Source organism: Pseudonocardia hierapolitana (assembly GCF_007994075.1).
Classification (GTDB): domain Bacteria; phylum Actinomycetota; class Actinomycetes; order Mycobacteriales; family Pseudonocardiaceae; genus Pseudonocardia; species Pseudonocardia hierapolitana.
Genome location: NZ_VIWU01000001.1, coordinates 1127465 through 1150499 on the forward strand (window position 1 = coordinate 1127465; position 23035 = coordinate 1150499).

Here is a 23035-nt window from a genome sequence, read left to right on the forward strand (position 1 = left end):
GCGATGGCAGTGCAGGCCCCCTGGAGAACGCCGGCCCCGCCCGGCACCGCGGCACCGACCCGGCCCCGGTGGACCCGCCGGCAGGTGGTCGAGGGCTGGGTGTTCATCCTGCCCGTGGTCGTCGGGATCCTGGCGTTCCAGCTCGTCCCGGTGCTGGTGAGCGTCTACGCCTCGTTCACGAACTGGACCGGGCTCTCCTCGCCCCGTTTCATCGGGCTCGGCAACTACCTGCGGATGCCGAGCGACCCGCTCTTCGTCAGCACCGTCGTCAACACGCTGTACTTCTCGATCGGCTACATCCCGCTGTCGATCGTCATCGGGCTGGTGCTCGCGCTGCTCTGCCACGGGAAGCTGCGCGGGATGCGGGTCTTCCGCACCGCGTTCTTCGTGCCGTACGTCGTGAACATCGTGGCGGTCAGCCTCGTCTGGTTCTGGTTCTACGCACCGACCCAGGGCGTGATCAACGGGATGCTCTCCACGGTCGGCGTGCAGGGGCCGGAGTGGCTGACCGACCCGGTGTGGGCGATGCCGGCCGTGATCCTCGTGAGCGTCTGGCAGGGCGTCGGATATCCGATGATCGTCCTGCTCGGCGGCCTGCAGGGCATCCCGACCTCGCTCGTCGAGGCGGCGACGATCGACGGGGCCTCGCCGCTGCGCCGGCTGTGGAGCGTGACGCTGCCGCTGCTGTCGCCGCAGCTGTTCTTCCTCACGATCACGCAGACGATCGCGTCGTTCCAGATCTTCGGGATCATCTTCGTGATGACAGAGGGCGGCCCGGCCGGCGCCACCACGGTCTACATCTACTACCTGTACCAGAACGCGTTCGCCTTCGGCCGCATGGGCTACGCCTCGGCGCTGGCGATGGTGCTCTTCGCGTTCATCGGGCTCATCACCTTCATCCAGTGGCGCCTGCAGCGCCGCTGGGTCTTCTACGACTGAGAGGGGGCGATGTCCGTGACCGCCGCGACCACCCGCGTCCTCCGCTACGCGGTGATGACCGTGCTCGCGCTGCTGTTCGTGCTGCCGCTGGTCTGGATGATCAGCACCTCGCTCAAGACCGAGGCGCAGACGCTCGTCGTGCCGCCGACGTTCTGGCCCACCGATCCGCAGTGGGCCAACTACGTCGCGGTCTGGTCGCTCATCCCCCAGTTCCTCTACAACAGCGTGAAGCTCGCCGTGCTCAACGTCGTCGGGCTGCTGTTCGTGGCCTCGCTCGCCGGCTACGCGTTCGGCCGGATAAACTTCCCGGGCCGGGACCTCGCGTTCGCGCTGCTCCTGGCCTCGGCGATCCTGCCGGGCATCGTCTACCTGCTGCCGCAGTACCTGCTGTTCCTCGACATCGGCTGGATCGACACCCACTACCCGCTCTGGGTGCCGCGCGTGCTGACCCCCGTGATCGGGACCTTCCTGCTCCGCCAGTCGTTCCGCACGATCCCGCAGGAACTGGAGGACGCCGCGCGCCTCGACGGCTGCTCGACGTTCCAGATCTACTGGCGGGTGATGCTGCCGCAGGTCAAACCGGCCCTCGCGGCGGTGGGCATCCTGACCTTCCTCGAGTCGTGGAACGACCTGTTCGGGCCGTTGATCTTCCTGAACTCCGAGCACCTGCAGACGCTCCCGGTGGCGTTGGCGCTCTTCCAGGGCGAGTTCTTCACCCAGCTCAACCTGCTCATGGCCGCCGCGACCGTGAGCGTCGTACCGGTGCTGGTGCTGTTCTTCGCAGCCCAGCGCTACTTCATCCAAGGCATCACGATGGACGGGCTCAAGGGCTGAGCGCCCGCCCGGGAAGCGAGGAGACGGATGGGCGAGCAGCCCGACGAGCACCACGCCGCAGCACAGGTCGTCATCGAGGCCGGGGACGACGTGGGCGCCAGCCCGACGGGACGCTGGGCCGTCGAGCACCTGATGGACGTCCTGACCCGGCGCGGGATCGCCGTGGTCCGGGAGCCGGTGGGGCGCGGCGTGCCCGGCGAGCCGCTGCGGATCTCGCTCGCCCTCGGCGGGAGCGGGGCGCCGGGGACGCCGGAGTCGTTCTCCGTCACGCGCCCCGCGGACCGACCCCGGACGATCGGCGTGGCGGGCAGCGACGGGCGGGGCCTCGCCTACGCGGTGCTCGACCTCGCCGACGTCGCGGCGCTCGCCGCCGACCCGCTCGACGCGCTCACCCGCACCGTGCCGGCGGACGGTGCGCCGGCCACCCCGGTGCGCAGCGTCAGCCGCATCTTCGTCAGCGACGTCGAGGACACGCCGTGGCTGCACGACCGCGCGTTCTGGGACGAGTACCTCACCGAGCTGGCCACGCACCGGATCAACCGCCTCCAGCTCGCGTTCGGCATGCAGTACAACTACTCCTACGACCTGAACGTGCGCGACAACTACCTCTGCTTCGCCTATCCGTTCCTCGTCGACGTGCCCGGCTACGACGTGCGCGCGGGCGGTGTCTCCGACGAGGACCGCGCCCGCAACCTCGAGACCCTGCAGTGGGTGAGCGCCGAGGCGAAACGGCGCGGCATCGGCTTCCAGCTCGGGCTGTGGAACCACGCCTTCGAGATGCCGGAGAGCCCGCAGCCCCGCTACCCGATCATCGGCGTGACGCCGGAGAACCACGCGGAGTACGCCTCCGCCGGGCTGGAGGCCCTGCTGCGCGCCTGCCCCGCGATCGACGGGCTCACGCTGCGCGTGCACTACGAGGGCGGCGTGCCCGAGCCCGGCCACGACTTCTGGCGCACGGTGATGGGCGCGGTCTCCCGGGTCGGCCGCCCGCTGGAGATCGACATGCACTCCAAGGGCGTCGACGCCGGGCTGGTCGACGTGGCCCGCGGCACGGGTGCGTCGGTCGTGATCTCGGCGAAGTACTGGGCCGAGCACCTCGGCCTGCCCTACCACCAGGTATCGGTGCGCACGCTGGAGGAGCCGACCGCGGAGCCCGGCACCGGGCTGAAGTCGATCACCCGGTACCAGCGGCGGTTCACGCGCTACGGCTACGGCGACTTCCTGCGGGAGGACCGCGACTACAACCTGCTCTTCCGGATCTGGCCGGGCACCCAGCGCCTGCTGCTGTGGGGCGACCCGGTGCTGGCGGCCGGGTTCGGCCGCCTCTCGACGATCGGCGGAGCGCTCGGGGCGGAGCTGTGCGAGCCGCTGTCGTTCAAGGGCCGCAAGACCAGCGGCGAGCCGGGCGGGCGCGACCCCTACCTCGACCCGGAGCTGCGCCTGCAGGGCGCGGAGTGGACGAAGTACCGCTACACCTACCGGCTGTGGGGCCGGCTGCTCTACGACCCCGACGCCGACCCGGCGTCGTGGCGGCGGTTCCTGCGGCACGAGTACGGGGCGGCCGCGTCCGACCTCGAGGCGGCGCTCGGGGCGGCGAGCCGGGTGCTGCCGCTCGTCACCGTTGCGCACGGGCCGAGCGCGTCGAACAACTACTACTGGCCCGAGATGTACGTCAACATGCCGCTGGCGGGCGGGGCGAGCTCGTGGCACTACCACTTCGACACACCCGAGCCCGGCACCCTCGGCGCCGCAAGCCCCTTCGACCCCGGCCTGTTCGACCGGATCGACGACCACGCCGACGACCTGCTCGCCGGCCGGCGCAGCGGCCGCTACGGCCCGTCCGAGGTGGCGGGGTGGCTCGAGCGGCTCGCCGACGACGCCGAGTGCGCGCTGCGGCAGGCGGTGGCGGCGAGCCCCGACGCCACCGCGCCCGCGTTCCGCCGGGTGGCGGTGGACGTCACGGCGCAGGCCGGGTTGGCCCGGTTCTTCGCGGGCAAGATGCGGGCCGGGCTGGCGTACGCGCTCCACCAGCGCACGAAGGACCCGCAGCACCTGGGTGACGCGGTCACGGCGTACCGGGCGGCGCGCGACGCCTTCGCCGCCGTGGTGGAGGCGACGACCGGCGTCTACCGGCCCGATCTCACGTTCGGCGACCGCGTGGCCGAGCACGGGCACTGGGCGGATCGGCTGCCCGCGGTGGAGGAGGACCTCGCGGCGCTGGAGCTCGAGCACGAGACCGCACTCGCCGCACCGCCCGCCGACGGGGCCTCGGTGGCGGTGCCGCCGATCCCCACCTGCGACCGGCCGGGGCTGCGGCACACGCCGCCCGCCTCGTTCCGCCCCGGCACGGACGTGGTGCTGACGGCCGAACCGGACGGGCCGTTCGACGGCACCGTCGTGCTGCACTACCGCCACCTCAACCAGGGCGAGCACTACCGCACGGTCGAGGTGGAAGCGGGCGCCGCCACCGTCCCGGGCGACTACACCGACTCGCCGTACCCGCTCGTCTACTTCTTCACCATGCGGCACGCGGACGGCGACGCCTGGATCCTGCCGGGGCTGGACGCGACGCTGGCGAACCAGCCCTACCACGTGGTGCGTCAGGAGGCGGGCTGAGCGTGGACCCCTGCCGGGTCACCCGGCGCCTGCCGGGCCGGAGCCGCCGTGGAGTCGCGCTCGACCAGACGCGTGGGGAGCCGCAGCTGCGGGTCGGCGAGGCGGTCGCCCTCCAGCAGGGCGAGGAGCATCTCGACCGCGCGCTGCCCCATCAGCTGCAGGGGCTGCTCCACCGTGGTCAGCGCCGGTCGGCACAGCGCGCTCTCCGGGATGTTGTCGAAGCCGACCACCGAGAGATCGCGCGGTACGTCCAGGCCGAGCGTGAGCGCGACGTCGACGCTGGCGATCGCGGACACGTCGTTCGCCGCGAAGATCGCCGTCGGCGGGTCGGGCAGCTCCAGGAGCGCGCGGGCGGCGTCCTGCAGGTCGGTGGCGCCGTAGCCGCCGGCGCGCACCAGGTCGGGATCGAACGGCACCCCGGCCGCGGCGAGCGAGGCGCGGTATCCGTGCTCGCGCTGGTGGGCGGACTCCAGGTCGCGTGGCGGGCGGCCGAGGAACCCGATCCGGCGGTGCCCGAGCCCGAGCAGGTGGTCGGTGGCCAGCCGAGCGCCGCCCAGGTTGTCGGAGTCGACCGCCGGAAGGCCCGCGCTGCCGATGTGCGAGTCGACGGCCACGACCGGCATCGAGCCCGGCGTCGACTCGACCGTGGGGGTCACGAGCACGGCGCCGTCGATCAGCGTGCCGGACAACCGAGGCAGGTAGCGCAGCTCCCAGCCCATGCGGTCGGCGGCCCGCCCGGCCGCGGCGTAGACGAGCAGCTCGTAGTCGGCCTCGCGGACCGCATGCGCCGCGCCCTTGAGCACCTCCGCGCTGTAGGGCTCGATCTCCCAGACGAGGATGCCGATCACGCCCGTGCGCGGGATGCGCATGCTGCGTGCGACGAGGCTCGACTCGTATCCGAGCTCGGCGACCACCTCGTGGACCCGGCGAACGGTGGCTGCGGCCACGCCGTAGCGATCGTTGATCGCCTTCGAGGCGGTGGCCACGGACACGCCCGCCCGGGCCGCCACGTCCCGGATGGTCACGCGTTCCTTCGCCACCTGGGGATCCTAGTGGCGCCTCGACGAACACCGACGAACGGCGATCGGGGGACTCACCCGTGAAGATCCAACGGATCGAGACGCTGGTCCGCGAGCAGGTCGCCGTGGTCCGGGTGACCACCGACGACGGCGTGGTCGGCATCGGCCAGACCGCCCCCTACCAGGCGGCCACCAGTGCCCACGTGCTGCACACGATGGTGGCGCCGCTGTTCCTCGGCAAGGACCCGTGGGACGTCGAGACGCTGGTGGACGAGTGCGTGCGGGTGCACTACAAGTTCCCGAGCAGCTTCCTGCACCGCGCGCTCGCCGGCGTCGACACGGCGCTGTGGGACGTCCTGGGGCAGGTCACGGGGCAGCCGGTCGCGAAGCTCATCGGCGGCCACGCCCGCGCATCCGTCCCGATGTACGCCTCCAGCATGAAGCGCTCGATCACGCCGGAGGAGGAGGCGGAACGGCTCGCCGGGCTCGTGGCCGCCCACGGCTTCCGCGCCGTGAAGATCCGCGTCGGGGAGGCCATGGGCCGCGACACGGACGCGGCGCCGGGCCGTACCGAGCGGATCGTGCCGCACGTCCGCGAGGTCCTCGGCACCGGTGTGGACATCTCGGCCGACGCGAACGGCGGGTTCTCCGTCGGCCGCGCCATCCGCGTCGGGCGGATGTTGGAGGATCACGGCTACTTCCACTTCGAGGAGCCCTGCCCCTTCCCGGAGCTGGAGCAGACCGCGCAGGTGGCGGCGGCGCTCGACATCCCGGTGTCCGGCGGCGAGCAGGACATCTCGATGCCGCAGTTCCAGCGCATGATCAGCGGCCGCGTGGTCGACATCGTGCAGCCCGACATCGGCTACATCGGCGGCATGTCCCGCGCCCGCAAGGTGGCCGTGCTCGCCGAGGCGGCCGGCATCCCGTGCACCCCGCACTGCGCGAACGACTCGCTGCTGCAGGTGTTCACGCTGCACCTGGCCGCGGCGATGCCCGCCTGCACCCAGTACCAGGAGTGGAGCATCGAGCACACGCCGTGGAGCCAGGGGGTGTACGAGCCGGTCCTGCAGGTCGTGGGCGGCGCGGTGCCGGCTCCGACCTCCCCCGGCTGGGGGGTCACGCTCGACCCCGCCTTCGAGAAGACCGCCGACATCACGACCTCCGCAGCCTGAGCCTCGATTCCGAGAGGGAGAGGATTTTCGATGAAGATCACTGAAGTCGTGCCGTGGCTGGTCGGTTCCGAAAGCACGGGCTGGGGTGAGTACCTGTTCGTGGAGGTGCGGACCGACGAGGGCGTGTCCGGTTGGGGTGAGATCACCACGACGACGCCGACGGCCAACCGCGGGATCGCGGCGATGGTGCGGCAGGCGAGTGACCTGCTCGTCGGGGACGACCCGGCGCGGATCGAGGACACCTGGCACAAGGTGTTCCGGGCGTTCACCTACATGGGCAGCCGCGGGGCGGGCACCAACGTGGTGAGCGCGGTCGACATCGCGTTGTGGGACATCCGCGGCAAGGTCCTCGGCCTGCCGATCTGTGAGCTGCTGGGTGGGCGGGTCCGGGACGACCTGCTGATCTACACCCATCCCGACCAGCGCCGGTTCGGCACCCGGGACGGGGTGGTGGAGGAGATCCGCGGGATCGTCGACTCCGGGCACACCGGTATCAAGTTCGACCCGTTCCCGAACAAGCCGGGGGTGCCGTTGGCCGATGACCGTTATCTCGACGGCCGGATCAGCCGGGGCGAGCTGGGGCAGGCGATGGAGCTGACGGCGTTGATCCGGGAGGCCGCCGGGCCGGATGTGGAGTTGCTGATCGATGCGCACGGCCGGTTCGACGTGCCGAACGCGATCCGGATCGGGCAGGCGTTGGACGAGCTGGGGGGCATCCACTGGTACGAGGAGCCGGTGCCGCCGGAGAGCTACCGGGCGCTGGAGCAGGTGCGTGGGCGGGTGCGGGTGCCGATCTCGGTGGGGGAACGGCTGCACACCCGGTGGGACTTCGTCCCGGTGTTGGAGAACCGGTTGGCGGATTTCGTGATGCCGGACGTGACCTGGACCGGTGGGATCTCGGAGCTGAAGAAGATCGCCACCATGGCCGAGGCCTACTACGTGCCGGTCTCCCCGCACGACGCGGCCGGGCCGGTCAACCTGGTGGCGGGTGGGCAGGTGATGGCCACGGTGCCGAACTTCTACCGGATCGAGTCCAGCCGCCACGACCTGAGCGGCTACAACCGGTTCCTCACCACCCCGCTGGACAACAGCGGCGGCCGGTTGAAACTCCCACCTGGTCCGGGGCTGGGGCTCGAGTTCGACATGGACCACCTGCGCGCCCACGCACGCGACGGATTCCACGGCTGACCCGTTGGCGGGATCGGGAGTGCTGTTGCCCGTCGCTGCCGCCGCGACGTGCCGTGTCGTCTGATCACCCTGCCGGAGAGGTGAACTCCCACACGTCTCCGAGACCGCACGGACACGTGCCGTTAACCTTGGGCTCAAGATCGCTGTGCCCCGGGTGGTGCCGTCCGTCCCGCACCCATCCTCGACCCGGCTGACGACACAGCACGTTCATCCGGAAGGTGAGACATGCGCCGCCGCGCTGCACGCTGCCGTCGCCCAGCCCGAACGGCGCCGATCCCGGCCGGTGCCCGGTGACGCTGGCGCTCACCCGCACCCCCGCGATCTACCCCGCCGCACCTGCGCCGGCCCGCCGCACCCTGCTCGACGTGCTCGCCGACACTGTCGCGACGCACCCCGACGAGGCCGCGATAGACGCCGGCGGCACGGTGCTCACCTACCGCGTGCTGGTCGACGAGGTCGACGCCGTCCGGCGGCGCCTCGTCGATGCCGGCATCGGGGTCGGCGACCGCGTCGGCGTCCGGATCTCCTCCGGCACCGCCGAGCTGTACGTCACGATCCTCGCTGTCCTCTCCGCGGGCGCCGCGTACGTTCCCGTCGACGCCGACGACCCCGATGAGCGGGCCGAGCTCGTGTTCGGGGAGGCGGGGGTGTGCGCGGTGCTCGCCGACAACGGCTCCATGACGAGGCGCAGCTCGCCGATCGGCACACCGGGCACACCCGGAGCGGGACACGACGCGTGGATCATCTTCACGTCCGGCTCGACGGGCACCCCGAAGGGTGTCGCGGTCAGCCACGGCTCCGCCGCGGCGTTCGTCGACGCCGAGGCGCGCCTGTTCCTCGCCGAGGAGCCGATCGGGCCCGGTGACCGCGTGCTGGCGGGGCTGTCGGTCGCGTTCGACGCCTCCTGCGAGGAGATGTGGCTCGCGTGGCGGCACGGCGCCTGCCTGGTCCCGGCGCCCCGGGCGCTGGTGCGTGCCGGGGTCGACCTCGGGCCCTGGCTGGAGGCGCAGCGCATCACGATCGTCTCCACCGTCCCGACGCTCGCCGCGCTGTGGCCACCGGAGGCCCTCGAAGACGTGCGGCTGCTGATCTTCGGCGGCGAGGCGTGCCCGCCCGAGCTGGCCGAGCGGGTCGCCGTCGAGGGCCGCGAGGTGTGGAACACCTACGGCCCGACCGAGGCCACGGTCGTCGCCTGCGCCGCGCAGCTCGCCGGGGAGGGTCCGGTCCGGATCGGGCTGCCGCTCGACGGGTGGGCGCTCGCCGTCGTCGACGGCGCGGGCGAGCCGGTCGCCATGGGCGAGAGCGGCGAGCTGGTGATCGGCGGGGTCGGGCTCGCCCGCTACCTCGACGCGGAGAAGGACGCCGCGAAGTTCGCCCCGCTGCCCTCGCTCGGCTGGGAGCGCGCCTACCGCAGCGGCGACGTCGTCCGCGCCGACGAGGCCGGGCTGGTGTTCCTCGGCCGCGCCGACGAGCAGGTCAAGCTCGGCGGGCGGCGCATCGAGCTGGGTGAGGTCGACGCCGCACTGCTCGCGCTGACCGGTGTCCGCGGTGCGGCGGCCGCCGTGCGCCGCACCCGGGCCGGCAACCAGGTGCTGGTGGGTTACGTGGTGCCGGACGGCGAGTTGGACACCGACGCCGCGGCGCTCGCCCTGCGCGAGCAGCTCCCCGCCGCGCTCGTCCCGCTGCTCGCGGAGGTCGACGACCTGCCGACGCGCACGTCGGGCAAGGTCGACCGGGACGCGCTGCCGTGGCCGCTCCCGGCGACGAGCGGGGCCGACCCCGCCGCCGCGGGCCTGCTGACCCCCACCGAGGGCTGGCTTGCCGAGGGCTGGGCGGAGATCCTCGGCGTGGCGGTGACCGACCCGAAGGCCGACTTCTTCACCCACGGCGGCGGCAGCCTCACCGCCGCGCAGCTCGTGGCGCGGATCCGCACGCGGCACCCTCAGGTGTCGGTCAACGACATCTACCTGCACCCGAAGCTGGGAGCGCTCGCGGCCCGGCTGGACGCGCTGACCGCGACCGGGACCGAGCGGCGCGAGGTCACGCCGATGCCGCGCCGCACGGCGCTCGCGCAGGCGCTGCTCATGACGCCGATGCTGGCGCTGGTCGGCCTGCGCTGGGCGAGCGTCGCCGCCGCGATCTCGACGGTCGCCGCCGCCGCGGTCCCCTGGATGCCCACCGTGCCGTGGTGGTCGCTCGCGGTGGCCTGGCTGGTGATGTTCAGCCCGGCCGGGCGGATCGCGATCGCCGCGGGCGGCGCCCGGCTGCTGCTGCGCGGTGTTCGTCCCGGCAGCTACCCGCGCGGCGGCTCGGTGCACGTGCGGCTGTGGGCGGCCACGCGCCTCGCCGAGCTGTCCGGCGCAACGGGCGTCTCCGGTGCGTCGTGGACCACCCGCTACGCCCGCGCGCTCGGCGCGAAGATCGGCAAGGACGTCGATCTGCACTCGGCTCCTCCCGTGACGGGTCTGCTCAAGATCGGGCGTGGCGCGGCGGTGGAGCCGGAGGTGGACCTCGCCGGCCACTGGGTCGACGGCGACGTCGTGCACATCGGCAAGATCCGGATCGGCGCCGGGGCCACCATCGGATCCCGCAGCACCCTGCTTCCGGGCGCCCGGATCGGCAAGGGCGCAGGGATCGCCGCGGGGTCGACGGTGCGCGGCGCCGTCCCCGCGGGTCAGCGCTGGGCGGGCTCGCCCGCGGAGCGCACCGGCAAGAGCGGTGTGCACTGGCCGTCGACCCGGCCGGCGCACTCGCGCTACTGGGCGCTCGTCTACGGCTTCACGTCGATGCTGCTGGGGCTGCTCCCCGCGGTGGCGGCGCTGCCGGCGCTCATGATCGTCGCGGGCGGGGTCGCCGGTACGACGTCCCCCGCGGAGGCGACGGGCCGGGCACTGCTCGTGGTCGCCCCCGCGACGCTGGCGTACCTGCTGGCGTACGCGGCGCTCGTCGTGGCCGGGGTGCGCCTGCTCGGCATCGGCATGGCGGAGGGTTTCCACCCGGTGCACAGCCGCGCCGGCTGGCAGGTCTGGACCACCGAGCGGCTGATGGGCATGGCCCGCGCGGGCCTGTTCCCGCTGTACTCCAGCCAGTTCACGGCCGCGTGGCTGCGACTGCTCGGCGCGAAGGTCGGCCGCGACGTGGAAGCGTCGACGGTGATCGCGCTGCCGAAGATGACCACCGTCGCGGACGGCGCCTTCCTGGCCGACGACACCATGGTCGGTACCTACGAGCTCTCCGGTGGCTGGATGCACGTGGCGCCGTCGAGGGTCGGCAAGCAGGCGTTCCTCGGGAACTCCGGGATGACCGCGCCGGGGCGGTCGGTGCCCGACCGCGGGCTCGTCGGCGTGCTGTCGGCGACACCGCGCAAGGCGAAGAAGGGCTCGTCGTGGCTCGGCCTGCCGCCCATGCCGCTGCGCAGGGCGGTCGAGCAGGGCGACACCAGCCGCACGTTCCAGCCACCGCGCCGGATCAAGATCGCCCGCGGGCTGGTCGAGCTGTGCCGGGTGGTGCCGGTGATGTGCTCCGTCGCGCTCGCCGTGCTGGTCACCGGGCAGCTCGTGGCGATCCACGCCGCGGCCGGGTTCGTGGTCGCCGCGCTGCTGGCCGGGCCGCTGCTGCTGGCCGCCGGCATCACGGCCGCCGGCGTCACGAGCGTGATGAAGTGGCTGCTCGTGGGCCGGTTCCGCCCGGTCGAGCACCCGCTGTGGAGCTCGTTCGTCTGGCGCAACGAGCTGGCCGACACGTTCGTCGAGGTGCTGGCGGTGCCGTGGCTCGTCGGGCCGGCGAACGGCACGCCCGTGCTCACGGCGTGGCTGGAGACGATGGGCGCGCGCATCGGGCGCGGCGTCTGGCTGGAGACGCACTGGCTGCCCGAGTCCGACCTCGTGCTGCTCGGCGACGGCGCCACCGTCAACCGGGGCTGCGTCGTGCAGACCCACCTGTTCCATGATCGGATCATGAGCATGGACGAGGTGCGCATCGACAACGGCGCCACACTCGGGCCCAACGGGATCATCCTCCCGGGCGCCGGCATCGGCGCGGGGACGACCGTCGGACCGGGATCGCTGGTCACGCGCGGCGACACCGTCCCGGCAGCGACCCGGTGGCTGGGCAACCCGATCACGACGTGGGGCTGAGCAAGCCGACGGCCGGCGCAGCCCGGTCGGACGATCCGTATCTGCCCACCCACGGCAACGGTGGGTACCGGGTCGAGCACTACGAGCTGGACATCGACTACAAGCTCGCGGCCAACCGGCTCACCGGGCGGGCGGTGCTCACCGCCGTGGCCGGCGCGCCGCTGAGCCGGTTCAGCCTCGACCTCTCGGCGTTCCGCGTGCCGCGGGTGCTCGTCGACGGCGAGCCGGCGAAGTTCAGCCACCGCGGGGGGAAGCTGCGCGTCACACCGGCCCGCCCCGTCGAGGGCCGGTTCACCGTCGAGGTGCGCTACGTCGGCAACCCCACACCGGTCTCCAGCCGATGGGGCGACGTCGGCTGGGACGAGCTGACCGACGGCGCGCTCGTCGCGAGCCAACCCGTCGGCGCGCCGTCCTGGTTCCCGTGCAACGACCACCCCTCGGACAAGGCGACCTACCGCATCGCCGTGACCACCGCGGCGCCCTACACGGTCGCCGCCACCGGTGTGCTCACCGCGCGGCGTCGCTCAGCCGGCACGAGGACGTGGGTGTACGAGCTCGCGGCGCCCACGGCGTCGTACCTGGTCAGCGTGCAGATCGGGCGCTACGACGAGGTCGTGCTCGCCGCAGGCCCGGTCCCCCAGGTGGCGCTGCTCCCGGCCCGGCTGCGCAAGAACGCCGCTCGCGACCTCGGCCGCCATCCCGCGATCATGACGACGCTCGAGGGCTTCTTCGGGCCCTACCCGTTCGCCGACTACCAGATCGTCGTCACCGACGACGAGCTGGACGTCCCGATCGAGGCCCAGGGCATGTCGATCTTCGGGGCGAACCACGTCGACGGGCGGCGCACCCACGAGCGGCTCGTCGTGCACGAGCTTGCGCACCAGTGGTTCGGCAACAGCCTCACGATCGCCGACTGGCGCCACATCTGGCTCAACGAAGGCTTCGCGACGTACGCGGAATGGCTGTGGTCGGAGGCCTCGGGCGGCCGCGGCGTCACAGCGCACGCCCGGCAGTGGCACGCGCACCTGGTGGCGAAGCCGGCCGACCTCGTCCTCGCCGACCCCGGCCCGGCGCGGATGTTCGACGAGCGGGTCTACAAACGCGGGGCGCTGGCGCTGCACGCCTTGCGCGGGCGGATCGGCGACGACCGCTTCTTCGCACTGCTGCGGGACTGGGCGGCGCGGTACCGGCACGCAACGGTGACCACCGCGCAGTTCGTCCAGCTGGCCGGCCGGCACGCCGATGAGGACCTCACCGCGTTCTTCACCGCATGGCTGCACCGGCCCGCGCTCCCCGGCATCGCTGTGGAAGGCGACTGAGCGGCCGTCGCTCACGGAGCGGGTGACCGGTCGGTCAGGGCGCGGCGGCGAGTACGACCGCCTGAGCGCTGTCGACCGACAGCCGCTCCTGTCGGATCCGGTCGATCAAGGCGAATCGTTCATTCCGCGGTGGCCCGCCCGACCGCGGTGCGACGGACACGCGGCACCCGAGCCGATGAGGGTGTTTGATCGCGGTCGCTCCCTCGGAAGGATCACCCATGGCTCGATGGTCGGTCTCCCGCCGGACACTGCTGGTCGCAGTCGGTCTCGCCCTCGTCGCCGTGGCCGTGGCTGCGCTCGTGATCCCCCGCAGGAGCGTCGCGCCGCCGCTGGTCGACGTGCAGCTGCTCGCGCTGAACGACTTCCACGGCCACCTCGAGCCCCCGAGCGGGTCCAGCGGGCAGATCGACGGGGTCGACGCGGGTGGCGTCGAGTACCTCGCCACCCAGCTGCGGCTGCTGGCCGAGGAAGTGCAGCGGCCCGACACGCTCACGGTCGCGGCGGGTGACCTCATCGGCGCGTCCCCGCTGCTCTCGGCGGCGTTCCACGATGAGCCGGCGATCGAGGCGCTCGGGCTCGCCGGGCTCGACCTGGCGAGCGTCGGCAACCACGAGTTCGATGAGGGCTCGGACGAGCTGCTGCGCATCCAGAACGGCGGCTGCCATCCCCAGGACGGCTGCGCCGACCCCGCGCGGCCCTACACCGGCGCCCACTTCCAGTACCTGTCGGCCAACGCCTTCGTCACCGCGACCGGCGAGCCGCTGCTCCCGCCCTACGCGATCCGCGAGGTGCAGGGGGTACGCATCGGTTTCATCGGGATGACGCTGGAGGGCACGCCCGCCATCGTCACGCAGTCCGGCATCGAGGGCCTCGACTTCCGCGACGAGGCCGACACGGCGAACCGCTACGCCGCCGAGATGCAGGAGCAGGGGGTGCAGGCGATCGTCGTGCTGCTCCACGAGGGCGGCACCCAGGCAGGCGGCGGAGGCATCAACGACTGCACGAACCTCACCGGCCCGGTCGTGGACGTCGTCGGTCGGTTCTCCGGCGCCATCGACGTCGTGGTCAGCGGACACACCCACCAGGCGTACAACTGCGTGCTCGACGGACGCGTGGTCACGAGCGCGAGCTCGTTCGGCCGGCTCGTCACCGACATCGACCTGCGCATCGATCCGTCCTCGGGCGAGGTGGTGGAGGCGCGGGCGCGCAACGTCGTCGTCGGCCGTGACGTGGCCCCCGACGCTGCGCAGAAGGAGCTGATCGGCTACTACCGGACGCTCCTCGGTCCCGTCGCGGCCGAGGAGGTGGGCGAAGCCAGCGGGCCGATCACCCGGGCCGCCGCGCCCTCGGGCGAGACGCCGCTGGGGAACCTCACCGCCGACGCCCAACTCGCCGCCACCGACGACGAGGAGGGTGCGGTCGCCGCGTTCATGAACCCCGGCGGCGTGCGCGCCGACCTGGACGCCGGACCGGTGACCTACGAGGAGGCGTTCACCGTGCAGCCGTTCGGCAACTACCTCACCACGCTGGACCTGACCGGTGAACAGCTGGACTGCCTGCTCGAGCAGCAGTTCGTCACCGAGCGGATCCTGCAACCGTCGGCCACGGTGCGCTACACCGTCAGGCAGGCCGGGACCCCGGGATCCGCCGCCGACCCGTGCGCGGGCACGAAGGTCGACGGGATCACGATCGGCGGCTCCCCGGTCGACCCCGGCGGGACGTACCGGATCACGGTGAACAGCTTCCTCGCCGGCGGCGGCGACGGCTTCTCGGTACTCCCCCGGGCCACGAACGACGTCGTCGGCGGCGCGGACGTGGACGCGCTCACCGCCCACCTCGGCGCGAACCGCCCCGTCGCCCCGCCGGCAACCGATCGGATCACTCTCGGCTGAACGGACAGCCGTATGGCATGACCGGCCTTTCGGGGAAATACCCGGTCAGGTCTCGCTCCGCTCCCGCACATCGAGCACGACGCGACCAATGATCTCGTACCGGCTGGGCGCGTACTTGCGCATCACCAATGCGAAGGCGACACCGCCGATTCCGACGATGGCGACGATCCACGGAGACAGGGCGAACACGATGTCGTTCGCCGCGGCGCCCGCCGCGAAGTCGCGGTTGTCGATGAGCAGCCAGATGACGTAGATCATGCCCAGCCCCCCGATCAAGGGAGCGAGGAAGGTGGTGAACCAGTGCGCGTCGGCGGGGCGGTTGCGGTGGAAGTGGAAGTACGCGATGCACGCGAAAGCGGCGAGCGCCTGGACGGCGAGGATCGCGGTGGTTCCGAGCAGCGCCATGAGTGCGTACAGCTGCCCGTAGGGGTCCCGATCGGTGGCGAAGAACCAGAGCACGATGATCGCTGCGATGCCCGACTGGACGAAACCGGCGATGTAGGGCGAACCGTGCCGGGGGTGCGAAGCTCCGAGGGTGCGGCCCAGTCCGGGCAGGGGATCCTCTCGGCCGATGGCGTAGAGGTATCGCGAGGCGCAGTTGTGGAACGCCATGCCACACGCGAGCGAGCCGGTCATCAGGAAGAACTCGAACGGGACGCTGGCCCAGCTGCCCAGGTTCTGCTGCAGGGGGCCGAAGAAGATCTGCCCCGCGGTGGCGCTGTCCTGGGCGAGTGCGACCGCTCGGTCCGGACCGGTGCCGACGATCGCGGCCCAGGACACGATCACGTAGAAGATCCCGACGCCGACGACGGACAGCATCGTGGCACGGGGGATGAGCTTCGTCGGGTTGCGCGACTCCTCGCCGTACATGGCGGCGGATTCGAAGCCGACCCACGACCAGAAGGCGAAGAACAGGCCGATCCCAGCGGAACCGGCGACGGCCAGCACCGCGCCGGCGTTGTTCGGGTCCGGCACGGTGCCCTCCAGGTTCTGGAAGGCGTTGAACGGGTTGAGCGACTGCAGGGACCAGCCCTCCGGACCACCGCCGGCGAACAGGACGCCCAGCACCAGCAAGGCCAGCATCACGATCTCGGCCACGAGGAAGAACCCGAGGACGCCGGCCGCCATGTTGATCTTGAAGTAGGTGGCCAGCGCGTTGATCACGAGCATGAGCACCGCGAACCAGATCCAGGACACCTCGACGCCGAGGTGGGTGGAGGCGAAGCTGCTCGCGAAGAACGAGAAGATCCCCACCAGCGATGCCTCGAACACCACGTACGCGAGCGTGGTGAGAGCGCCTGCCCCCATGCCGATCACGCGGCCGAGCCCGTAGGAGATGAACCCGTAGAACGCGCCTGTCGCGGTGATGTGGCGGGCCATGGCCGAGTAGCCCAGCGCGAACAGGCTCAGGACGATGGTGGCCACCAGGTAGCCGGCCGGCGCGTAGGCGCCGTTGCCGAAGCCGACCGCGATCGGCACGTTGCCCACCATCGCGGTGATCGGAGCCGCCGTCGCGACGGCCATGAAGACAACTGCCACGAGACCGACCGCGTTCGGCTTCAGGCGTTGTACTCCGGCGTGCGTGCTCCGAATCACCGGTCCGGAATTCGCTGCAGGCATGGTCTCCACTCTCGTGTGATATGTCCACTGAGGAACGCGCGCCGAGTGAAGCACATGATCACGGATCCTCCGATGGACCACAAGGCCCAACTTTCCTCGCGTTCGGGTCAGGGCCGTTCATTTTGGGGGAGAGACACTCACAGTGTGAGCATGCAACGTCCAGTGAAACGCTTTTCACGAATGAAACGCTTTTCACTGGCCGTGGTTGACAGCTCGCGGGAACTCCCGACAGGCTTCGTGCGGCTGGATCGACACCGGCTGCATCTGCGCCGGCGCCGGCGCATCGGGGAGGACGATGGAGGTCGACGATCTCGTGCGGTTCGGCTCCAAGGCTGAGCTGCTGGAACGTGCCGCGGAGTACTGGAATCCCGACAAGACGGCGTTCTGGGTCGGCAGCGGCATCGATCTGGTGATCGACCGCCGAGAGGGCTACCTGTTCTGGGACATGGATGGCCGGCGGCTGATCGATGTGCACCTCAACGGCGGGACCTACAACCTCGGTCACCGCAACCCGGAGGTGATGGCCGCGGTCACCGCGGCGATGGGACGCTTCGACATCGGCAACCACCACTTCCCGTCGCTCGCCCGCACCGCGCTCGCGGAGGCGCTGGTGCGCAGCGCCCCGGCGACGCTGACGAAGGTCGCGTACGCCTCGGGCGGCGGAGAGGCCGTCGACATCGCGCTGAAGAGCGCGCGTCACGCCACGGGCAGGCGCGGGATCGTCTCGGTGGTGAAGGCCTACCACGGCCACACCGGACTCGCCGTCGCGACCGGCGACGAGCGGTTCTCCAGGCTGTTCCTCGCCGACCGCCCCGAGGAGTTCCGGCAGGTGCCGTTCAACGACCTGGAGGCGATGGAGCGTGCGTTGCGCCCGGGGGACGTCGCGGCGGTGGTGATGGAGACGATCCCGGCCACCTACGGCTTCCCGCTCCCGGAGCCGGGCTATCTCGCGCAGGTCAAGGCGCTCTGCGAGCGGTACGACGCGCTGTACATCGCCGACGAGGTGCAGACCGGGCTGATGCGCACCGGGGAGCTGTGGGGCATCACCAAGCACGGTGTCGAGCCCGACATCCTGGTCACCGGCAAGGGCTTGTCCGGGGGCGTGTACCCGATCGCGGCGGTCCTGCTGAGCGAGCGGGCCGGGGCGTGGCTGCACCAGGACGGGTTCGGGCACATGTCCACCTTCGGCGGCGCCGAGCTGGGCTGCATCGCCGCGCTCGCGACACTGGAGATCACGCTGCGCCCCGAGGTGCGCTCGACGGTGCACTACATCGCCGACGCCGTCGGCGCCGGGCTGCGGGCCATCCGCGACGACCACCCGGACTGGTTCACCGGCATCCGCCAGGACGGGGTCGTGCTGGGCCTGGAGTTCGGCCATCCCGAGGGCGCCAAGCACGTCATGCGCGAGCTCTACGAGGTGGGCGTGTGGGCGATCTTCTCCTCGCTCGATCCGCGGGTGCTCCAGTTCAAGCCCGGCATCCTGCTGACCCCTGACCTGGTCGAGGAGCTGCTGGACCGGGTGGCCGTGGGTGTGTCACGCGCCGCGCGCCGCGCCACACCCGTGGCACAGGGCACCGCGTGACGGCGCAGGTGACGACCAGCGAGCACGTCCTCGGCCGGGCACGCTGGGCCGCCCGGGCCTACCAGCGCTACCCCGCCACCGAGGTCGCGCGCATCGTGTCGGCCGTTGCCGCCGCGGCGCAGACGAACGCCCGCAGGCTCGCCGAGTCAGCGGTGGCGGAATCGGGTCGCGGGGTCGTCACCGACCGGACCCGGACCCACACGGCCTGCGCGAACGCTGCGCATGAGTTCCACGACGGACCGGACCTGCTGAGCCCGCGCATGAACCCGGCGCGGGCCCTTGTCGAGATTCCCCGCCCGGCGGGGGTCGTGCTGTCGCTCCTGCCCGCCCATTCCGCGTTCGCCCATGGCTGCGTCGCGGCATTGTTCGCGCTGATGACGCGCAATGCGATCGTCATCCGGTGCCCGGCAGGCGAGCCCAGCTGCGCTGAGGGCGTCCGCCTGCTGGCGACGTCGGCGGTCGCGGCCGGTGCCCCGGACGGCGTCATCCAGTGCCTCACCGAGCAGCCCCCGCCCCCCGCCACCGACCTCCTGACGCACGGACGCGTCGACCTCGTCGTGGCAACCCCCGTCCCCACCGCCGAGGCCGCCCCGGCCGCAGGCGGCGTGCCGGTCCTCGTCGACGCGGCGGTCGACCCGTCGGCGGTGGCCGCGCAGCTGATGGACAGCGTGTCGTTCGACAACGCCCTGGTCGGCGGCACCGAGTCGGTGCTGGTCGTCACGGACGGGGTCGCCGAGCCGGTCACGGCCGAACTCAGCCGCCGCGGCGCCGCGGTGCTCGACGCTGCGGCGGCCGGGCAGCTCCGCCGGTACCTGTTCGCGGACGGGACACCCGCCCCGGACGCCGCCGGGCGGGACGCCGCCTGGATCGCCCACCGCGCCGGAATCCGCGTCGACCCGGCGACCCGCGTCCTGGTCGCGCCGTTCGATCTCGCCGTCCCCGAAGAACCGTTCGTGCGCGGGTCGCGCGCGCCGGTACTGGGCATCGTGCGGGTGCCCGACGTCATGCGGGGCGTGGCAGCGGCCCGATCCGTGGTGCGCGCCCGGGGCGCCGGGCTCGCCGCCGCCGTGCACTCGACCGATCCGGCCGTGATCGCGCGGTTCTGCACCGAGGTCCCGGTCGCCCGGGTCGTGGTGAACGCCGCGTGCACGACGGCGGGCCGTGACGGGGACGCCGGGCTCGTCGACGCCGTCGCGGCCGGCATGACCATTGCCGGCCGGCAGTCGCCCGGGCTGCGGCCCGAGGATCTGCTGAGCTGGACCACGGTCACGTCGACCGGCACACGGCCCGGCGTGATCGCACAACTCGCCACGATGGAGTCACGGGTGGCCGAGCACGGTCCCGTCCCGCCGTACCCGGTTGCATCCAACGCGAGGGAGGGCGGGCGGTGATCGAAGACAAGGCGATCGAAGACAAGGCGATCGGTGCCAAGGCGATCGAGGACGAAGCGGCTGCGCGGGGCGACGACCGGGTCGCGGATGCTGCGCTGGACAGATACGGGCTGTCCGCGCAGCGGACCAGGCGACTGATCAACCTGTCGGAGAACGCCACGTACCGGATCGACGATCCCCGGACGGGTCGCAGCGGCATCCTGCGGGTGCACCGGGCCGACTACCACGACCGGGCGGCGATCGAGTCGGAGCTGGACTGGATGGCGGCTCTCGGCGCGGACACCGACATCTCGACGCCGTCGGTGGTGCCGACGCGCGACGACGACCGTGTCGTCACGGTCGATGTGGACGGCGTCGCGCGACACGCCACGCTGTTCACGGTCGTCCCGGGTGCCGAACCCGACGATGCGCAACTCGGCGCGGGAACCTTCGCTGCGCTCGGCGCCATCACGGCCCGGCTGCACAGGCACGCGCGCGCGTGGCGACGCCCGGCCGGCTTCTCGAGGTTCTCCTGGGACTGGCCGAACTCGCTGGGCGCGAGCGCCAGGTGGGGGCGCTGGCAGGACGGCATCGGCGTCGGCGATGCCGAGCGGGCCCTGCTCGCCCCGGCCGCCGAGTTGGTGCGCGCCCGGCTCGCCGAATACGGCACATCCCCGGATCGCTTCGGGTTGATCCACGCCGATCTGCGAGCGGCGAACCTGCTCGTCGACGGCGACCGGCTCCACGTGATCGACTTCGACGACTGCGGCTTCTCCTGGTTCCTCTACGACTTCGCTGCCGCTGTCAGCTTCGTCGAACACGACCCTCGACTGCCCGAGTGGCAGGCAGCCTGGCTGCGCGGCTACCGCACGGTGGAACCGCTCGACCCCGCCGACGAACAGATGCTCGCCACGTTCGTGATGATGCGCCGGCTGATGCTGGTGGCCTGGATGGGCTCGCACGCGCACTCCCGGGAGTGCCAGGAGATCGGGCCGGGCTACACCGCGGACTCCTGCACGCTCGCGCGGCGCTACCTGCAGTCGGCCGGGCACTCGCTCGGCCCGGACAGCCGGGCACCTGGCCAACCCCACGACGACACCCTGACGACCCCGCCACGGAGTTGATGCTGATGTTCACCTCGATCGCCGGCCGTTCGGTCGTCGTCACCGGAGCGAGCCGGGGCATCGGCCGCGGCATCGCGGGCGTGTTCGCCGCCGCGGGCGCCCGGGTCCTGGTCGTGGGCCGCGACGAGGACGCGCTCGCGTCTACGGTCGCGGAGTTGACGCAGGCCGGGGGCGAGGCGTCGGCCGTCGTGTGCGACGTCCGCGACCGCGAGCAGTGCGACGAGATGGCGCGCACCGCGCTCGCCCGGCACGGCGGCATCGACGTCCTGTGCGCCAACGCGGGGATCTTTCCCTCCGCCCGCTTGGAGGACATGAAGCCCGCGGATCTGGACGAGGTCCTGGCCACCAACCTCAAGGGCACGGTGTTCTCGGTCCAGGCCTGTCTGCCCGCGCTGACCGAGTCGGGCCGGGGTCGGATCGTGGTCACCTCCTCGATCACCGGGCCGATCACGGGCTACCCCGGCTGGTCCCACTACGGCGCCAGCAAGGCCGGCCAGCTCGGGTTCATCCGCACGGCGGCCATGGAACTGGCCCCGCGAGCCGTGACCATCAACGCGGTGCTGCCGGGCAACATCGTCACGGAGGGGCTCGAGGACCTCGGGCAGGACTACCTCGACCAGATGGCGCGATCAATCCCGCAGCGCAGGCTGGGCACGCCGGCCGACATCGGAAACGCAGCTCTGTTCTTCGCGACCGAGGAGGCCGGCTACATCACCGGTCAGTGCCTCGTCGTCGACGGTGGCCAGGTCCTTCCCGAGTCGCTGATGGCCCTCGACGAGATGTGACCTCGTTCTGGCGGCGGGCTAGGAGGGGCGGTAGTGATATCGGGCCACCGGCAGCGGCAGCCGGGCGCGGACATGGACGATGGTGATGGCGATCCCCATCAACACGAACCCGATACCGCCGAGGTCCGCCAGACCCGTGAAACTCATCGCGAGTAGGGGTCGCCGCCGGCCGCGATCGTGCGGAGCGCGGCTTCGAGGTGGCCGTGCAGTATCCGGAACAGCCCTGGCCCGAAGCTGATCCGCGCGACCCCGGCCTGGGCGAGTTCGGTGAGCGATGGCCCGCTCGGAAGGTAGGCGACGTTGACCGGCACGCCGATCTCGTCGACGAGCGCCCGAGCCTCGGCGAGCTCCAGTCCGTCGACCACGAGCGGGTAGACGCAGTCGGCGCCGGCCTCGGCGTACGCCTTTCCGCGGCGCACGGCCTCGGCGATCCGTTCCTCGCGGGATCCTGAACCGTGCAGGAACACGTCCACCCGGGCGTTGATCACCAGTTCGGGGGCGGCCGCCCGGACACCGGCGAGCAGCTGCGCCTGTTCCCCGACCGGCACGAGCTCGCCGGTCCGGGCGTCGGAGTCCTCCAGGTTGCAGCCGACGGCGCCGGTCGCGAGCAACTGGGCGGCGATCTCTTCGGCGGGCAGCCGGTAGCCGCGTTCGATGTCGGCGGTCACGGGAACGTCCACGGCCGCAGCAATTCGGGCCACGGCGGCGAACATCTCGTCCGGCGGCGTGTTCTCGTGGTCGTCGAAACCGAGGCTCGGGGCGATCGCGGCGCTCGCGGTGGCGACGGCGGGGAATCCGGCTGCCACCACCGCGCGAGCTCCGGCGGCGTCCCACACGTTCGGCAGGACCAACGGTTTGCCCGGCACGTGCAGCGCGCGCAGCCGGTCGGCCAGTTCCGTCGCGGCGGCGGTCACGAGAACTGTCCCGGGGTGTACTGGCCGGGCGGCACCCGCGCCGGGATCGCCACGCGGTTCCAGGTGTTGATCAAAGCGACCGCCCAGACGAGCTGGACCAGCTCGTCCTCGGTGAAGTGCGCCTCGGCCGCGGCGAGCGCCGCGTCGATCGCGGCGTGGTCGAGCGTTGTGGCAGCTTCGGCGTACGCCAGCGCCGCCCGCTCGCGCGCGGTGAAGAACGGCGTCTCGCGCCAGGCGGCAAGCGCGTGCATCGGCTGGTGGGTTTCGCCGTGCGCCTCGGCATCGATCGTGTGCATGTCCACGCAGTACGCACAGCCGTTGAGCTGCGAGACGCGGATGTTCACCAGATCGACGAGCGAGCGTTCCAGGCCGTGGTTCTCGGCGGCCCGGCTGAACTGCAGCAACGCCTGGAACACCGGCCCGGCGACGTGCCGACCCAGGTCGAGCCGCGGTGGGATCTCGACTCGTTCGGTCGTTTCGGTCGTCATGCTTCGACCCTAGGAGCGATTGGCACAGTTGGTATGG

At 71.9% G+C, this 23035-nt stretch carries 17 protein-coding genes; 12 read left to right on the top strand and 5 right to left on the bottom strand.

Annotated features, from left to right (window positions below; translation table 11 throughout):
• Positions 1–3: 3 nt before the first annotated feature.
• Genes FHX44_RS05460 through FHX44_RS05470 form a run of 3 tightly spaced genes read left to right on the top strand, consistent with a single transcriptional unit; the run spans position 4 to position 4389 of the window.
• Positions 4–939: a carbohydrate ABC transporter permease gene (locus FHX44_RS05460; RefSeq protein WP_147254462.1), complete on the top strand. Its 936-nt coding sequence runs from the start codon at positions 4–6 to the stop codon at positions 937–939.
• A gap of 15 nt (positions 940–954) precedes the next feature.
• Positions 955–1773: a carbohydrate ABC transporter permease gene (locus FHX44_RS05465; RefSeq protein ID WP_212612343.1), complete on the top strand. Its 819-nt coding sequence runs from the start codon at positions 955–957 to the stop codon at positions 1771–1773.
• 27 nt (positions 1774–1800) lie between these two features.
• Positions 1801–4389 carry a hypothetical protein gene (locus FHX44_RS05470; protein WP_147254464.1) on the top strand — a complete coding sequence of 863 codons (2589 nt, stop codon included), beginning with the start codon at positions 1801–1803 and terminating at the stop codon, positions 4387–4389.
• Here FHX44_RS05470 and FHX44_RS05475 read toward each other — a convergent pair.
• Positions 4374–5429 (bottom strand): LacI family DNA-binding transcriptional regulator, encoded by a 1056-nt coding sequence (locus tag FHX44_RS05475; RefSeq protein WP_246170222.1) that lies wholly within the window; start codon positions 5427–5429, stop codon positions 4374–4376. The genes FHX44_RS05470 and FHX44_RS05475 overlap by 16 nt on opposite strands.
• A gap of 59 nt (positions 5430–5488) precedes the next feature.
• On the opposite strand from FHX44_RS05475, the gene FHX44_RS05480 reads away from it, so the two are divergent.
• From FHX44_RS05480 to FHX44_RS05500, 5 genes are all read left to right on the top strand, one after another.
• On the top strand, positions 5489–6580 hold the full coding sequence (locus tag FHX44_RS05480; protein WP_147254465.1) for a mandelate racemase/muconate lactonizing enzyme family protein: 1092 nt from the start codon (positions 5489–5491) through the stop codon (positions 6578–6580).
• Between the two features lie 30 nt (positions 6581–6610).
• Positions 6611–7768: a mandelate racemase/muconate lactonizing enzyme family protein gene (locus FHX44_RS05485; protein WP_147254466.1), complete on the top strand. Its 1158-nt coding sequence runs from the start codon at positions 6611–6613 to the stop codon at positions 7766–7768.
• Between the two features lie 290 nt (positions 7769–8058).
• Positions 8059–11904, top strand: coding sequence for a Pls/PosA family non-ribosomal peptide synthetase (locus FHX44_RS05490; RefSeq protein WP_246170907.1), 3846 nt, complete (start codon positions 8059–8061; stop codon positions 11902–11904).
• Entirely contained in the window at positions 11895–13223 is a 1329-nt protein-coding gene (locus tag FHX44_RS05495; RefSeq protein ID WP_147254467.1) for a M1 family metallopeptidase, read from the top strand. Before FHX44_RS05490 ends, FHX44_RS05495 begins: the two co-directional genes overlap by 10 nt.
• 218 nt (positions 13224–13441) lie before the next feature.
• On the top strand, positions 13442–15115 hold the full coding sequence (locus tag FHX44_RS05500) for a bifunctional metallophosphatase/5'-nucleotidase (protein ID WP_147254468.1): 1674 nt from the start codon (positions 13442–13444) through the stop codon (positions 15113–15115).
• A gap of 45 nt (positions 15116–15160) precedes the next feature.
• On the opposite strand, the gene FHX44_RS05505 is transcribed toward FHX44_RS05500, so the two are convergent.
• Positions 15161–16654, bottom strand: a complete 1494-nt coding sequence (locus tag FHX44_RS05505; RefSeq protein WP_212612344.1) for an APC family permease — start codon at positions 16652–16654, stop codon at positions 15161–15163.
• Between the two features lie 376 nt (positions 16655–17030).
• On the opposite strand from FHX44_RS05505, the gene FHX44_RS05510 reads away from it, so the two are divergent.
• Genes FHX44_RS05510 through fabG form a run of 4 tightly spaced genes read left to right on the top strand, consistent with a single transcriptional unit; the run spans position 17031 to position 21596 of the window.
• Positions 17031–18317 carry a class-III pyridoxal-phosphate-dependent aminotransferase gene (locus tag FHX44_RS05510; RefSeq protein WP_147254470.1) on the top strand — a complete coding sequence of 429 codons (1287 nt, stop codon included), beginning with the start codon at positions 17031–17033 and terminating at the stop codon, positions 18315–18317.
• Positions 18314–19708: an aldehyde dehydrogenase family protein gene (locus FHX44_RS05515; RefSeq protein ID WP_147254471.1), complete on the top strand. Its 1395-nt coding sequence runs from the start codon at positions 18314–18316 to the stop codon at positions 19706–19708. The genes FHX44_RS05510 and FHX44_RS05515 overlap by 4 nt, the downstream gene beginning before the upstream one ends.
• The gene (locus FHX44_RS05520; RefSeq protein WP_246170223.1) at positions 19705–20811 is read left to right on the top strand and encodes a phosphotransferase enzyme family protein; all 1107 of its coding nucleotides are present in this window, start codon (positions 19705–19707) and stop codon (positions 20809–20811) included. The genes FHX44_RS05515 and FHX44_RS05520 overlap by 4 nt, the downstream gene beginning before the upstream one ends.
• 5 nt (positions 20812–20816) lie before the next feature.
• A complete protein-coding gene (gene fabG / locus FHX44_RS05525; protein WP_147254472.1) occupies positions 20817–21596 on the top strand; it encodes a 3-oxoacyl-ACP reductase FabG in 780 nt (259 codons plus the stop codon).
• Positions 21597–21614: 18 nt separating this feature from the next.
• On the opposite strand, the gene FHX44_RS43765 is transcribed toward fabG, so the two are convergent.
• From FHX44_RS43765 to FHX44_RS05535, 3 genes are read right to left on the bottom strand one after another with little or no spacing between them, the layout of a single operon-like run.
• Complete coding sequence (locus tag FHX44_RS43765; RefSeq protein WP_281287872.1) at positions 21615–21743, bottom strand: hypothetical protein; 129 nt, start codon at positions 21741–21743, stop codon at positions 21615–21617.
• A complete protein-coding gene (locus tag FHX44_RS05530) occupies positions 21740–22510 on the bottom strand; it encodes an isocitrate lyase/PEP mutase family protein (protein ID WP_147254473.1) in 771 nt (256 codons plus the stop codon). Before FHX44_RS05530 ends, FHX44_RS43765 begins: the two co-directional genes overlap by 4 nt.
• Positions 22507–22998, bottom strand: coding sequence for a carboxymuconolactone decarboxylase family protein (locus FHX44_RS05535; protein WP_147254474.1), 492 nt, complete (start codon positions 22996–22998; stop codon positions 22507–22509). Before FHX44_RS05535 ends, FHX44_RS05530 begins: the two co-directional genes overlap by 4 nt.
• Positions 22999–23035 lie beyond the last annotated feature (37 nt).